The 13,914-nt window shown below is 64.4% G+C and carries 13 protein-coding genes; 8 read left to right on the top strand and 5 right to left on the bottom strand.

The window, feature by feature from the left end:
* The first annotated feature begins 33 nt into the window (after positions 1–33).
* Positions 34–1,251 (top strand): citrate synthase family protein, encoded by a 1,218-nt coding sequence (locus JQ624_RS00545; protein WP_212416885.1) that lies wholly within the window; start codon positions 34–36, stop codon positions 1,249–1,251.
* On the opposite strand, the gene JQ624_RS00540 is transcribed toward JQ624_RS00545, so the two are convergent.
* Positions 1,209–1,892: a DedA family protein gene (locus tag JQ624_RS00540; protein ID WP_212417425.1), complete on the bottom strand. Its 684-nt coding sequence runs from the start codon at positions 1,890–1,892 to the stop codon at positions 1,209–1,211. The genes JQ624_RS00545 and JQ624_RS00540 overlap by 43 nt on opposite strands.
* Before the next feature lie 299 nt (positions 1,893–2,191).
* Here JQ624_RS00540 and cobS point away from each other — a divergent pair, with 299 nt between their 5' ends.
* From cobS to JQ624_RS00510, 7 genes are all read left to right on the top strand, one after another.
* Positions 2,192–3,190, top strand: coding sequence for a cobaltochelatase subunit CobS (gene cobS / locus JQ624_RS00535; RefSeq protein ID WP_212416884.1), 999 nt, complete (start codon positions 2,192–2,194; stop codon positions 3,188–3,190).
* 3 nt (positions 3,191–3,193) lie between these two features.
* A complete protein-coding gene (locus JQ624_RS38335) occupies positions 3,194–3,448 on the top strand; it encodes a hypothetical protein (RefSeq protein ID WP_249129216.1) in 255 nt (84 codons plus the stop codon).
* Positions 3,393–3,605 carry a GNAT family N-acetyltransferase gene (locus tag JQ624_RS38330; RefSeq protein WP_249129213.1) on the top strand — a complete coding sequence of 71 codons (213 nt, stop codon included), beginning with the start codon at positions 3,393–3,395 and terminating at the stop codon, positions 3,603–3,605. The genes JQ624_RS38335 and JQ624_RS38330 overlap by 56 nt, the downstream gene beginning before the upstream one ends.
* Positions 3,602–5,503, top strand: coding sequence for a cobaltochelatase subunit CobT (cobT, locus tag JQ624_RS00525; RefSeq protein ID WP_212416883.1), 1,902 nt, complete (start codon positions 3,602–3,604; stop codon positions 5,501–5,503). The genes JQ624_RS38330 and cobT overlap by 4 nt, the downstream gene beginning before the upstream one ends.
* Positions 5,504–5,507: 4 nt before the next feature.
* Positions 5,508–6,578: an esterase-like activity of phytase family protein gene (locus tag JQ624_RS00520; protein ID WP_212416882.1), complete on the top strand. Its 1,071-nt coding sequence runs from the start codon at positions 5,508–5,510 to the stop codon at positions 6,576–6,578.
* Between the two features lie 125 nt (positions 6,579–6,703).
* Entirely contained in the window at positions 6,704–7,816 is a 1,113-nt protein-coding gene (locus JQ624_RS00515) for an NADH:flavin oxidoreductase/NADH oxidase (protein WP_212416881.1), read from the top strand.
* 129 nt (positions 7,817–7,945) lie between these two features.
* Entirely contained in the window at positions 7,946–9,046 is a 1,101-nt protein-coding gene (locus JQ624_RS00510) for an LLM class flavin-dependent oxidoreductase (RefSeq protein WP_212416880.1), read from the top strand.
* A 164-nt stretch (positions 9,047–9,210) separates the two neighbouring features.
* Here the strand turns inward: JQ624_RS00510 and JQ624_RS00505 are convergent, their stop codons facing one another.
* From JQ624_RS00505 to JQ624_RS00490, 4 genes are all read right to left on the bottom strand, one after another.
* Positions 9,211–10,335: a DUF2336 domain-containing protein gene (locus tag JQ624_RS00505; RefSeq protein WP_212416879.1), complete on the bottom strand. Its 1,125-nt coding sequence runs from the start codon at positions 10,333–10,335 to the stop codon at positions 9,211–9,213.
* Positions 10,336–11,597: 1,262 nt separating this feature from the next.
* The gene (locus JQ624_RS00500; protein ID WP_212416878.1) at positions 11,598–12,035 is read right to left on the bottom strand and encodes a hypothetical protein; all 438 of its coding nucleotides are present in this window, start codon (positions 12,033–12,035) and stop codon (positions 11,598–11,600) included.
* Between the two features lie 24 nt (positions 12,036–12,059).
* Entirely contained in the window at positions 12,060–13,346 is a 1,287-nt protein-coding gene (locus tag JQ624_RS00495) for a DUF2235 domain-containing protein (RefSeq protein ID WP_212416877.1), read from the bottom strand.
* 113 nt (positions 13,347–13,459) lie between these two features.
* Positions 13,460–13,786 carry a transcriptional regulator gene (locus tag JQ624_RS00490; protein WP_212416876.1) on the bottom strand — a complete coding sequence of 109 codons (327 nt, stop codon included), beginning with the start codon at positions 13,784–13,786 and terminating at the stop codon, positions 13,460–13,462.
* Positions 13,787–13,914 lie beyond the last annotated feature (128 nt).

Genomic DNA, 13,914 nt, shown 5'->3' with positions numbered 1-13,914 from the left:
ACAGATTGATCAATCTTGATTATGTAAATCAATATGAAAAAATCCGCCGGCCTTTATCTCTCGGCCCGCGAGGCCTCCGCCGAACTCGCGATCTCGCAGGCCACCCTCTATGCCTATGTCAGCCGCGGGCTGATCCGCTCGGAGCCGTCACAGGATTCGCGCAGCCACCGCTACCGGGCCGAGGACGTCCGCACGCTGAAGGAACGGCGCACGCCGTCGCCGGAGCCGCGCGGTCTGCGCAGCTTCGACGCCGATCTGCCGGTGATGGATTCGGCGGTCGCGACCATTACCGAGGACGGGCCGATCTATCGCGGCGTCAATTGCGTCGACCTCGCCGAGCGCGACACGCTCGAACATACGGCCACACTGCTGTGGGATGTCACCGGCGTCGATCCGTTCGAACAGGACAATTGCCCCGTCGTATCGGAAGAAATGCGTGTCGTGGCTGAAGCTACACGTCAGGCCAATGCGATCGATCGCACGATCGCCGTGCTGGCGCTGGCGGCCAGCGCCGATCCACGGGCGTTCACCCGGGCGCCCGAAGGGCGTGCGATGCTCGGCGGCCGCATCATGCGGCTGGTGGTCGCGACCATGCTGAACGCCAGATCCTCGGCAAAACCGCTTCATCTGCAGATCGCGCGCGTCTGGGCGCCGGAGCACAAGCACGCCGCGGATCTGATACGCCGCGCGCTGGTGCTGCTGGCGGATCATGAATTGAATGCCTCGACTTTCACCGTGCGCTGCGCGGCCTCGACCGGCTTGAATCTCTATGACGCCATTATCGCCGGCCTCGTGGCGCTGAAGGGCCCCAAGCACGGCGGCGCCGGCGTGCTGGCGGCGCAGCTTCTGAAGACGCTTGCCAAGGGTGAGGTCGCCCCCGTCATCCGCGAGCGCGTCGCGCTCGGCGAACGCTTCGCGGGCTTTGGTCATGGCGTCTACAAGCATGGCGATCCCCGCGCGCGGGCGCTGCTGGAAGCGCTGGCGCGCTCCGGCGCGGATCGCAAACTCACGCACGAAATTCCCGAACGCATCGCCGAAGCAACCGGCGAGTTCGTCAATATCGACTATGCCCTTGCGGTGCTGGTGCACACGCTGGGCCTGCCGCCCGGCCATGAGCTCGTGCTGTTTTCCATGGCGCGCACGGTGGGGTGGATCGCGCATGCCTGCGAGCAATTGCGGCATGGCCGGCTGATCCGGCCCCGCGCCCGTTATGTCGGGCCGGCGCCCGGGCGCAGTCCCAGCCGGGCCTGATCGGAAGAGGCCTTTCCGATCCGGCGGCGGCGCAGCATCCAGACGCCGAGCGCGATGATTGCCGCCGCGAACACGGCCAGCATCCACAGGTGTTTGCCAGTGTGCTGGTGATGCGGCAGTCCGGCATATTCATGCAATGCCGAGACCGCGAGCACGCCTGGCAGCACGTGCGCCAACGCCCAGGCGAGTACCGTGGGAATACTGACGCCGAAGAAGATCATCGGCGGCATCCCGAGCGCGCCCGCCGTCACCGGCACGAAGGCGCGGATCGGCGGCACAAAGCGCGCGAACAACACGGCCAGCGTTCCCCAGCGGTGGAAGAACGCCTCGCTCTGCGCCATGACGCCCGGATATCCCGACATTGGCAAGGCGCCCAGAATTTCGCGTTGCGAGCGATGGCCGGCCCAGAACGCCGAGCCGTCGCCGAGCATGGCGCCGGCGATCGCTGCCGCCAGCACGCCCCACAGCTTCAGTTCGCCACCCGGCACCAGCGCGCTCAGGGCAAGGATGAGGGTCGAGCCCGGCACCAGCGCCCCCACGACGGGGATCGCCTCCAACAGGGCCGCAAGAAATAGCGTCAGATAGGCCGCCCACGGATGGGCCGAAACGAATGCAATCACGGGATCGAGGAATGAAGTCACAATCTTGCTGTCCATAGGGGGCCGAACCAGAGGTACCAAGCCCGGGCAGGGGCTGAAAGTGCCGCCTAGCCTTCGCTTTTGAGCCTGGCGGGGCGGCCAAGGCGGCAAAAGTGCGGCGCGATTCGCAGGGCAGCCCTCCAAAAACCTGATACACAGCCTATCTCAATGATAAGGCAACGGAACTTTGATTGAGCCGCGGGCTTCTGCCAGCCCTTGCTCTCTGCTAGGTTTGCGCTAGCCCCCATCCGCAGCCATTCAACAGATCTGGTTTCGGGAACGCCCGGGACCTCGGAGGATTGATGACGACCGCCGCCATGACCAAAGTTACGGAGCCTGCCGGTTTGCCCGATATGAAGGTGTCGGTCCGGCAGGTCTTCGGTATCGACAGCGATCTCGAAGTGCCGGCCTATTCCGAAGTCGACCCGCATGTGCCGGAAGTCGATTCGGACTACCGCTTCGACCGGGCTACTACGCTCGCCATCCTCGCCGGTTTTGCCAAGAACCGCCGCGTCATGGTCACCGGCTATCACGGTACCGGCAAATCGACCCACATCGAGCAGGTCGCGGCAAGGCTGAACTGGCCCTGCGTGCGCGTCAATCTCGACAGCCACATCAGTCGTATCGACCTGGTCGGCAAGGACTCGATCGTGGTCCGGGACGGCAAGCAAGTCACCGAATTCCGCGACGGCATCCTGCCCTGGGCGCTGCAGCACAACATCGCGCTGGTGTTCGACGAATATGACGCCGGCCGTCCGGACGTGATGTTCGTGATCCAGCGCGTGCTGGAAGTCTCCGGCCGCCTGACACTGCTCGACCAGAACAAGGTGATCAAGCCGCACCCGGCGTTCCGCCTGTTCTCGACCGCCAACACGGTCGGCCTCGGCGATACGTCCGGCCTCTATCACGGCACCCAGCAGATCAACCAGGGCCAGATGGACCGCTGGTCGATCGTTACCACGCTGAACTATCTGGCGCATGACGAGGAAGTCGAGATCGTTCTGGCCAAGGCCAAGCACTATCGCACGCAGGAGGGCCGCGACATCGTCAACAAGATGGTGCGGCTCGCCGATCTCACCCGTAACGCGTTCGCCAATGGCGATCTGTCGACGGTGATGAGCCCGCGCACGGTAATTACCTGGGCCGAGAATTCCGAGATCTTCGGCGATATCGGCTTTTCGTTCCGCGTCACCTTTCTCAACAAGTGCGACGAGCTGGAACGGCCGCTGGTGGCCGAGTTCTACCAGCGCTGCTTCAACCAGGAACTGGCCGAGTCCGCGGTCAACGTGGCGCTCAGCTAGCCGATGGCGAAAATTTCCGTCGAGCGCACCATTGGAAAGACCAAGAAGGCGGTGCTCGGCGGACTCCTCGGCTACAACGCCGAGAAGATGGGGAAGCAGAAATACAAGCGCTTCGCCATCTCGCTGCGCCAAGGCGACAGGATCGTCGGCGGGATTGTCGGCGAAGTCTGGACCACGGTGCTGTTTATCCAATTCTTCTGGAATGGAGCAGAAACTGCGCGGCAAGGACTACGGGACGCGGCTGATAAAGGCGATTGAGGACGAGGCAAGAAAGTTTGGGGCCACGCGGTCCTATCTCGACACGATGAGTTTTCAGGCGCCGGGTTTCTACCGCGCTTGCGGTTATGAGGAATTCGGTTCGATCGAAGGCTATCCCGGCGGCGTCACGCGACACTGGTTTACGAAAGCGCTATGAGCACATCCAATTCCAAATTCCGCACCGGATCCAAGGAAGCCCCGACCGAGCCGTTCAAGCGCGCGGTAACCTCCTGCCTGCGCGCGATCGCAAAGGCGCCGGAACTGGACGTGACGTTCGCGGCCGAGCGTCCCGGTCTCGCGCCGGGCAAGGCACGGCTGCCGGAGCCCGCCCGCAAGATGACCAAGCGGGATGCGGCGATCGTGCGCGGCCATGCCGATTCGATCGCGCTCAAGCTCGCCTGTCACGATCCAAAAGTGCACCGCAAGCTGATGCCGGGAAATCCGCAGGCGCGCGGCGTGTTCGAGGCGGTGGAGCAGGCCCGCGTCGAGGCCATCGGATCGCGGCGGATGGCGGGGGTGGCGAAAAACCTCACCGCGATGCTCGACGATCATTTCCATCGCGGCAAGTACGACGAGATCACCGACCGTGCCGATGCGCCGCTGTCGGATGCGCTGGCGATGCTGGTGCGCGAACGGCTGACGGGGTTAGCACCGCCCACGTCTGCCAGGAAGATGGTCGACCTCTGGCGGCCAGTGCTGGAAGACAAGATCGGCGCCCGGCTCGACAAGCTCAGCCGCGTCACCGAGGACCAGGCGAGGTTCGGCGATCTCGTGCACGATTTGCTGTCGGCGCTCGATCTCGGCGACGACCGCGATGCCGACGCCGATGACGACGAAAACGACGAGAATCAGGACGGCGAGAACGACCAGTCCGGCGCCGAGGGCTCACCCGATTCCGACGCCGCGCAGGAAATGAGCGCCGACCAGGCGCAGGCTTCCACCGACGAAATGTCGGAAAGTGCGATGGAGAGCGCGCAAGCCTCCACGTCAGATACGTTCGACGACGGCGAACTCGGCGACGACGAGACGCCGGGCGAGGCGACGCGGCCGAATACGCGCGGCGCCAACGAGCCGCGCGGGCCGGAATATCACGCGTTCGCGCCGAAATTCGACGAGGTGATCGCCGCCGAAGATCTCTGCGACCATGACGAACTGGAACGGCTGCGCTCCTATCTCGACAAGCAACTCGCGCATCTGCAGGGCATCGTCGCGCGGCTCGCCAACCGGCTGCAACGCCGCCTGATGGCGCAGCAGAACCGCGCCTGGGAGTTCGATCTCGAGGAGGGTATCCTCGATCCCGCCCGCCTGTCGCGCGTGGTCACCGATCCCTACCACCCGCTGTCCTTCATGCATGAGAAGGAAGCGACCTTCCGCGATACCGTTGTGACGCTGCTTCTGGACAATTCCGGCTCAATGCGCGGCCGCCCGATCACGGTGGCGGCGACCTGCGCCGATATTCTCGCGCGCACGCTGGAGCGCTGCGGCGTCAAGGTCGAGATTCTCGGCTTCACGACGCGCGCCTGGAAGGGCGGGCAGTCGCGCGAGGCGTGGCTCGCCGCCGGCAAGCCGGCCAATCCCGGCCGGCTGAACGATCTGCGCCACATCATCTACAAGTCCGCGGATGCGCCCTGGCGGCGCTCGCGCAAGAATCTCGGCCTGATGATGCGCGAAGGCCTCTTGAAGGAAAACATCGACGGCGAGGCGCTGGATTGGGCGCACAAGCGCCTGCTCGGCCGGGCCGAACAGCGCAAGATCCTGATGATGATTTCGGACGGCGCGCCGGTCGACGATTCCACGCTGTCGGTCAATCCCGGCAACTATCTCGAGCGACACCTGCGCCACATCATCGAGGAGATCGAGACCCGTTCGCCGGTTGAACTGATCGCGATCGGCATCGGGCACGACGTCACGCGCTACTATCGCCGTGCCGTCACGATCGTCGATGCCGAGGAACTCGGCGGCGCCATCACCGAGAAACTCGCCGAATTGTTCAGCGAGACCCAGGGCGCCGCGCCCGCCACGGGCCACCGCCGCCCGCGCCGGTTGCATTCGTGAGAGCATGCGCACGCCCATAAGCCGCCGCCGGCTTTTGAAATATGCAGCGGCGGGGCTTTCGGTGACGGCCATGCCTGGCGCGGCGCTGGCGCAAACCGCCGTTCAGCGGCCACCGAAGCCGGCCGTTCCCGACGAATTTTCAGTCACCGCGCCGGTCTCGATCGAGGTCAATGCCCGGCCGCTGCCCTCGTTCGACACCCGCGACCGGTCGCGTCTGCGGTTCGGCGAACTCGAATATCGCAGCGGGCTGATTCTGACCTCGCGGTTTCGCGGTTTCGGCGGATTGTCGGGTCTGCGGCTCGACGCCAGGGGCGAGCGCTTTATCGCGATCAGCGACAAGGGCGGCTGGTTCACGGGACGCATTGTTTACAAGGGCCGCGAGATGACCGGGCTCGACGACGTCGAGGCTTCGCCGATGCTCGGTCCCGACGGCAAGCCGATCACCTCGCGCGGCTGGTTCGACACCGAGGCGCTCGCGCTCGACGGCTCGCTGGTCTATGTCGGTCTCGAGCGCGTCAACCAAATGCTGCGCTTCGATTTTGCCAAAGGTTTTACGCGCGCCCATGGCGAACTCGTTCCGCTGCCGCCGGCGGCGCGCAAGCTGCCCAATAACAGGGGGATCGAGGCGCTGGTGATGGTGCCGAAGGGCCTGCCTTTGGCGGGTACGCTGATCGCGATCTCCGAACGCGGCCTCGACGCGCAGGGCAACATCATTGGCTTTCTGATCGGCGGCAAATCGCCCGGGCAGTTCGCGGTCCGCCGCGCCGACAATTTCGATATCAGCGACGCGGTGCTGCTGCCGTCCGGTACCCTGTTGCTGCTTGAGCGCAAATTCTCCTGGCTCGGCGGGGTCGGCATCCGCATCCGCCGCATCGCGCTTGCCTCCATAGCCTCCGGCGCCGTCATCGACGGGCCTTCGATCTTCGAGGCTGATCTCGGCCACGAAATCGACAACATGGAAGGCATCGACGCGCACGTCACGCCGGAGGGCGACACGGTGCTGACGCTGGTCTCCGACGACAATTTCTCGCTGATCCAGCGCAATCTGCTGCTGCAGTTCACGCTGGTAGAGTGAAGGTGCCGGAGGCGCGGCCAGCGATAAATCGCCCGGGAGGGTTGCAATCCCGGCGGGTTGAGGAGAGGGGAGCGGCTCGCTAGACATGGCGGGTCGCTTTCCCTCCGGTCCGGATCCCTCAGCCCATGAGCGCTTTGTTTACCCCGATCAAGCTGCGCGGCCTTAATCTTGCCAACCGCATCATGGTGGCGCCGATGTGCCAGTACTCGTCCGTCGACGGCGAGGCCAATGACTGGCACTTCACCCATATCAATTCGCTGGCGCTGTCGGGGGCCGCGATCTTCTGCATCGAGGCCACCGCCGTCGAGGCGAGCGGCCGCATCACGCCGGGCTGTCTCGGCCTGTGGAACGACGCCACCGAAGCCGCCTTGAGGCCGATCCTGGCCTCGGTGCGCAAGCGCTCGAAGGCTAAGGTGATGATCCAGCTCGCGCATGCCGGCCGCAAGGCCTCGAGCCATACGCCATGGGACGGCGGGCAACTGATCCCGGTGACTGAGGGCGGCTGGCGGGCGGAGGGCCCCTCGGCGATCCCGCACAAGGAGGGCGAGACGCCGCCTTTGGCGTTCGACGCAGCGGGCCTTAAGCGGGTGCGCGAGGCCTTCGTGGCGGCGGCCAGGCGCGCCGAGCGGCTCGGCATCGATGCGATCGAGGTGCATTCGGCGCACGGCTATCTCCTGCATCAGTTCCTGTCGCCGATCGCCAACCGGCGCACCGATCAATATGGCGGTAGCTTGCAAAACCGCATGCGCTTTCCGCTGGAAGTGTTCGACGCGGTGCGCGCGGCGTTCCCGGCAGACAAGCCGGTCGGATTGCGCGTCTCCTGCACCGACTGGGTCGAGGGCGGCTGGGATCTGCCGCAGACCATTGAGTTTGCGCAGGAGCTGAAGAAGCGCGGCGTCGACTGGATCGACGCGTCCTCGGGCGGCGTGTCGCCGTTGCAGAAGATTCCGCTCGGCCCCGGCTACCAGGTGCCGTTCGCGCAGGCGATCCGCGAGGCGACCGGGCTTGTCACCATCGCCGTCGGCCTGATCACGGAAGCCAGGCAGGCCGAGGAGATCATCGCCTCCGGCAAGGCCGACATGGTCGCGCTGGCGCGCGCCATGCTCTACGACCCGCGCTGGGGCTGGCATGCCGCGGCCGAACTCGGCGGCGAGGTGTTCGCCCCGCCGCAATACTGGCGCTCGCAGCCCTCGACGCAGAAGGCGCTGTTCGGCGCGACGACGTTCGGAACGAGGTAGCGCGTTACTCCGCCGCGCGAACCTCTGCCCATCCGTTTCGTCATATCTCAGCCACGCGCGTCGCGTGCTATGCTCTCGCTTGCGCGCGACAGACGCGTTTTGAAAAAATGAACAGCGAGAGGACACCCCATGGAGATCGGATATTTCACGATGCCGTCCCATCCGCCGGAGTGCGGGTTGAAAGAGGGTCACGACTGGGACCTGCAGACGCTGCGATGGCTCGATGAGCTCGGCTATCAGGAGGCCTGGATCGGCGAGCACCACACCGCACCATGGGAACCGCACCCCGCCCCCGATCTCATTCTCGCGCAGGCGTTTTTGCAGACCAAGAATATCCGTCTCGGCCCCGGCGGCTTCCTGCTGCCCTATCATCACCCGGCCGAACTCGCCAACCGCGTCGCTGTGCTCGATCACCTCTCCGAGGGACGGCTGAATTTCGGCGTCGCGGCATCGGGCCTGCCGAGCGACTGGGCGATGTTCAACGTCGACGGCATGTCCGGCCAGAACCGCGACATGACGCGGGAGGCGCTGGAGATCATTCTGAAAATGTGGACCGAGGACGCGCCCTGGACCTACAAGGGCAAGTTCTGGACGGTGAGCAAGCCCGACACCATGTTCGACTTCCTCAAGCCCCACATCAAGCCGAAGCAGGCGCCGCATCCGCCGATCGGCGTCGCCGGCCTGTCGAAGGGCTCGGACACGCTCAAGCTCGCGGGCGAGCGCGGCTACATTCCGATGAGCCTCAACCTCAACCCGGCCTATGTCGGCAGCCATTGGGAATCGGTCGAGATCGGCGCTGCCAGGACCGGGCGCAAGCCGAAGCGCAGCGACTGGCGGCTGGTGCGCGAGGTCTTCATCGCCGACACCGACGAGGAGGCGTGGCGGCTTTCTGTCGGCGACATGATGGGCCGGATGATGGGCGAATATTTCCTGCCGCTGCTCGGCCATTTCGGCTTCAAGGACTACCTCAAGGCTACCCCCGACGTCGCCGACTCGGACGTCACCGTCGACTATTGCGCCCGCAACAACTGGATCGTCGGCTCGCCCGCGACCGTCACCGAGAAGATCGAAAAGATCTATCACGAGGTCGGCGGCTTCGGCACGCTCTTGGTGTTCGGCTTCGACTACAAGCACAAGCCCGAGGCGTGGCACCATTCGCTGCGCCTGTTGAAGCAGGAAGTGATGCCGCGGCTGAAGCATCTCGATGCGGACCTGACCAGGGCGGCGTGATCGTTCTTCCTTCTCTCTTTGTAGGAGAAGGGAGGGAGCATTCCGCTCTTTCACCGTCATTGCGAGCGAAGCGAAGCAATCCATTCTTTCATTGCGCGGAGAGGGTGGATTGCTTCGTCGCTTCGCTCCTCGCAATGACGGAAGGGGCGCGGCGCCGCCACCCCTCAATTCGGCTTCGGCGGTGCATCGGCGGCGCGGACCTGCCAGAATTTCAGCAGGCGGCGGGCATTTTCGACCGTCAGCTTGCCGTATTGCTCTTTCGCTTTCGCCAGTTCATGGCGGCCCAGGCTGCCGGAGGCGAAGCGGCTGTCGAGGACGGCTGCGACCGTCTCCCAATTCAGTCCGGCGACGCGGCAGGGGATCAGCACGCCGTCGTCGCGCAGGCTCTGCATGACAGGGCGGATCACCTCGATGGTCGAGCCGGATAACTCGGCGAGTGCTGCAACCGTCTCGGCGTATTTTCGCTCTTTCGCAAAGGCCAATAGCGCCGGCTCGTTGAGCTTGCCGTGCTTGGCAAGTGCTGCGACGAAGCGGCGGGCGGCGCTGAAATCGCGGGTGCGCGACATTTCGCGGTTGGCGCCGGCCGCAGCCAGCGCGATCGCGTTCCTGATGTCCTCGAACAGATGCGGCGGCGCGCGCGACAGCAGCCGCGTGCGCACGGCCTCGGTGGCGCTGCGCAACAATTGCTGGCGCTGCTCGGGCGGCAGGTCGATGCGAATGCCGGTCTCGATCGCAAGCTCCGGATCGCTCTCGGCCTGCTTCAGCACGATGGCATAGCCGCTAGCCGACATCCGCGCGCCGGGATTGGTGACGAGCCGCCGGCTGACGGAGGGATAATGCCGCTTCAACAGCGCATCGGTGACGACCTCGGTCAGCCACCAGCGCCCGGAGATCGCCAGCAGATGCTGCTCGCCCTTGGTTTGTGCGAGCTCGACCAGATCGTCGGCCGTCAGCCGCGCCGATTCGGTCAGCACCGGTCGCGCAATCGAAATCTCGTCATTATGCGCGAGGCGGCGGACCACGGCGGGCGGCGCCTGCTTGATGGAGGCGAGCTGCGTGCTCATTTCGGCGAGCGCAATGCGCGCCGAGACATCGGCCAGCGCGCGCAGCTCGACGGTCCGGATCAGCCGTTCCAGCACATCGCCGAACAGCTCGATCTGTTCGCCGGAATAGCCGTCGGCGGACACGAGAAACAGGTCGGTGACCTGCCTCAGCGTATCCAGATGTTTTTCCGTCGAGCCGGCCTTGATGGCCGCCTCGACTTCGTCGGCGATCGATCGTTCCAACATCGCTCGTCCTGAGCGTTTCAAGCCGGTTCTGGCGGTAGATGGGTGAGAATAGGGTTGAGAGTTGAACGATCCGTAAACCATTTGGGTCGGGAGCGGGCGGGAATGGGGCCGCAAGGTTGCGGGGGTGCTGGGCCAGTGGCCGAGCTTTTGAGCTTCGCACCCAACCATCCACACGTCGTCCCTGCGAACGCAGGGACCCATAACCACCGACCTCAGTTGTTGGAAGAAGCCGTCGACCATTTTGCCAAACCAACATCGGCCGCGGCGTATGGGTCCCTGCGTTCGCAGGGACGACGGCTGTTTTTGGATTCGGTTTTCAAAGAGCAGATCCCGTAGGATGGGTGGAGCCAACGGGTCCGACCTTCGGCCGGCCCGATGATAAACTCCGCGATACCCATCGATTGCCTCCGTTCGCTCTATCGACGTCATTGCGAGCGAAGCGAAGCAATCCATTTATCCCCGCGTTCAACCATGGATTGCTTCGCTGCGCTCGCAATGACGGCAGCCTGTTGCAAACACATCTTCACCTTCTCGCGGCGCATTGCGCCGAGCTTTGCATATCGTTTCGCCCAAAGAAGAGGGCGCAGGGAATGCCGGGTGCCGGCTAGCACCCGCGGTCTCGTGTGCAAATAGCGCTGTAGATTGCGCACACGAGCATACAGGTACAGCCGGAGCAGCCCGGCATTCCCTGCGCGATGGGTTTACGGCTTATACCGCGCTCTCCCCGGAGACGAATTCCTCTTGCCTCCGTCGCCGGCGGATTGAAGACTTTGGCGAAACCCGGTTGGATCTCTCAAAACCTCCGCCGGCTTGACGCCAGCAACGGGCGCCAGGACCACACGGCTTTGCCGTCCGCTTTTCACGCCGTCCGTCGGCGCGCGGCCTTCGCTCATGAGCGAGCTCACCCTGCGAAACTTGTTGCGCGCCCGGCGTGCCGCGGCCACCGCTCCCCGCACCCAACGTCCGTGACGATCGCGATACGCCCCTCTTGTGAGCGCGGGATGGCGGAGTTGTAGGAGTGATTTGGGGTGAACGCGAAGCGGAATATTTTTCACGCGAGGGCTGGACAGGTTTTAGTGATTTGCCCGTCGGGCAGTCACACAGGACATCACACATGCCAGACGACCTCATCCTGAGGAGCGCGCTCGCGCGCGTCTCGAAGGATGAAGGCCCGTCTGTGGCCTGCATGGTTCGAGACGGCGCTGACGCGCCTCCTCACCATGAGGGTTGAAGATTGTTCGCGCGTGACGACGTGCGAGCTCTTAGACCGCATCCGCAGAACCCGGGCGCCCCTCCATCCCACTTGGGTCGGCCATCAAGAGTTCCTCGTAAAGCGTGCTGACGTCGTCTTCTTCCAGACCTGGATCGCTGAACGCGTAGAGGGTGCCGAACGTGGCCTCGTAGGCAATGTTGCGAAGAACGAGACGCAGGTCGCGTCCGGATGCGCCAGCGGCCAGGAGCCGCTCTATCGCGGCCCCTGTGTCGCCGAAGGGGCCGTCGGGATTGCGCTTGCAATGCTTGACGATGTTGTCGAGTGCGTCATCGCGCATGACTGCGTTGATCACTTCCTTCCAAAGATGCTCGAGAAGTTCTTCTCTCGTTGCCATCTGTTCCCTGATGCCTCCATGCTGAAAACAATTGGTAGGGTGGGCAAAGCGAAGCGTGCCCACCATCATCAGCGCGTCGTGAAGGGTGGGCACGGCGCAAGCGCGCCTTTGCCCACCCTACGAATCTTCCTCCATCTCCGCGGACGCATGCACCGGCGGCACCGGCATCGGAAACTTCTCGTATTGCTTCGGCAGATTCACCGGCCGGTAGCTCGGCATCGCGTCCATGCGCAGAAGTGCGGATTCGTGGATGATGGCGCCGTCGGGAATGAGGCGCGGTTCGGCGTCGGGGATGTAATAGCCGAAATAGCTCTTGCGCGCCGGCCATTCCCTGTACCACGCGCTCTTCGGCAGATATTCGAGGATCCACCACAAGCCCCTCAGCGAGGTGTGCAGGTCGCCGCGCACGTCGGGCGCGACATAGGAGTATGGGCTGCCCTTGCGCTGGATGCCCCAGGCGAGCTGGTTGACGGTGGCCTGGTTGACCTTGAGCCCGCATTTGACCGCCTCGTCGATCATCCAGAGCAGCGGATATTTGGATAGCCCGCTTTGCTTTTCCGGATAGCCGCCGCCGATATCGGCATGCACGCCTGCGAACCACACCTGCAGAATATCCTGCGGCGCGGCGTGGACGTTGTTGAAGCGCACCGGCTTGTAGGTCTGCGGGTCATCCCACTTTTTGAGGCGGAACATGCAGCGGCGCTCGTCGATCGAGATCGCCTGCCGGAATGTCTGCACGCTCGGGTTCGCAAGCGTGAACGCCAGCTCTTCCAGGCTCGGCCAGTAAAAGCGATCGGCCCGCGGCACGAACACGCTGGCGACCGTATCCCAGACGCCGACGAAGCGAATGGTGGGCCAGCGCGACGAGGTGATGCGCGCAAATTGCGCGGCGTTGTCGAACGCCGTTTGCGGCAGTGTGTCTTCCGCGGCGGCGGCATCGACGGCCGACTTGAACTGCGCCCGCAGCGCCGGCGCCTCGTCCGAGGAGAACTGCTTGTAGGCGATCAGCCCCGAACCTGCGAGATTGACCTGCTCCGGCGTGATCAGGCCGACCTTGTGGATCAGCCCCGCCAGCACCCGCACGGTATAGGCGCCGCGGGAAAAGCCGAACAGATAGATCTGGTCGCCGGTCTGCCAGGTGTGGACCAGGAAGGAATAGGCCGCCAGCACGTTGTCATCGAGCCCATAGCCGGTGGCGAGCCCCAGGATGGCGTTGAAATCCTGCTTCAATTTGTGCCACGGGTCCGGCCGCTCCAGCGTGCCGACCCCCGGATCGTAAAACACCAGCTGCCGCGGGGACGTCTTCTCCGTCTTGCGCAGGCAGCGATAGAGCTTCAGCACATTGGAAATGTTCTCGGAAATCTCGTTGCCGGTGCCGTCGCAGCAGATGATGATGTTGCGCAAGGTATTGCTCCCCCGATGCTACCGGAGCGAGTATAGCGGAATTTGGGGATTTTGGATGACGCTTCCGGCGCCAGCCGCGCCTCGTCCACGACATTCCCGGCGCGAGGCCCGCGTCAGGCCGCCTCGGTGACCGCGCGAATCTTCAGATGCACCCCGGTCGCTTCCTGAAGCGCGCCGATGACGCCGAGCAGGTTTTCGGCGGTGGGGTTGCCGTCCGGGCCGAACATCCGCATCAGGCTCTTCGGCGATCGCTTGAGCACCTCACCCAGCCGGTCGAATCCAACCGTTGCGTTGATATAGGCCCGTAGCGCCGCGCGGCCCTCATCGGTCTCGCCCTGCAGCAGGGCCTGCACCGCCTCCTGAAACAGCGCCCTGCGGAAGGCGGGCTCGCGCTCCGCCCGCGCCCGCACCGTGTCGCGAAAATTCCGAGTCAGTTGCATGGCTTCATCCATCGCTGCGTATTTGCTTCTAGTATTCGCGCCAGCGGCTCAGCGCGGCCTCGATGTCGCTCTGCTGCCACTGCTTGGTGTCGCCGCCAAGCAGAATGACCAGCACCTTGGCATGGTTC

The organism is Bradyrhizobium sp. AUGA SZCCT0283 (genome assembly GCF_018130385.1).
Taxonomy (GTDB): Bacteria; Pseudomonadota; Alphaproteobacteria; order Rhizobiales; family Xanthobacteraceae; genus Bradyrhizobium.
Note: the sequence above shows the minus strand (reverse complement) of the source record. Positions and strands in the feature narration are given on the sequence as shown.

What these genes read in the sequence shown, in the direction of transcription:
- JQ624_RS00545 (WP_212416885.1), top strand. Translation starts at nt 34, where the DNA reads ATGAAAAAATCCGCCGGCCTTTATCTCTCGGCCCGCGAGGCCTCCGCC.
- cobS (WP_212416884.1), top strand. Translation starts at nt 2,192, where the DNA reads ATGACGACCGCCGCCATGACCAAAGTTACGGAGCCTGCCGGTTTGCCC.
- JQ624_RS38335 (WP_249129216.1), top strand. Translation starts at nt 3,194, where the DNA reads ATGGCGAAAATTTCCGTCGAGCGCACCATTGGAAAGACCAAGAAGGCG.
- JQ624_RS38330 (WP_249129213.1), top strand. Translation starts at nt 3,393, where the DNA reads ATGGAGCAGAAACTGCGCGGCAAGGACTACGGGACGCGGCTGATAAAG.
- cobT (WP_212416883.1), top strand. Translation starts at nt 3,602, where the DNA reads ATGAGCACATCCAATTCCAAATTCCGCACCGGATCCAAGGAAGCCCCG.
- JQ624_RS00520 (WP_212416882.1), top strand. Translation starts at nt 5,508, where the DNA reads ATGCGCACGCCCATAAGCCGCCGCCGGCTTTTGAAATATGCAGCGGCG.
- JQ624_RS00515 (WP_212416881.1), top strand. Translation starts at nt 6,704, where the DNA reads ATGAGCGCTTTGTTTACCCCGATCAAGCTGCGCGGCCTTAATCTTGCC.
- JQ624_RS00510 (WP_212416880.1), top strand. Translation starts at nt 7,946, where the DNA reads ATGGAGATCGGATATTTCACGATGCCGTCCCATCCGCCGGAGTGCGGG.
- JQ624_RS00505 (WP_212416879.1), bottom strand. Translation starts at nt 10,335, where the DNA reads ATGTTGGAACGATCGATCGCCGACGAAGTCGAGGCGGCCATCAAGGCC.
- JQ624_RS00490 (WP_212416876.1), bottom strand. Translation starts at nt 13,786, where the DNA reads ATGCAACTGACTCGGAATTTTCGCGACACGGTGCGGGCGCGGGCGGAG.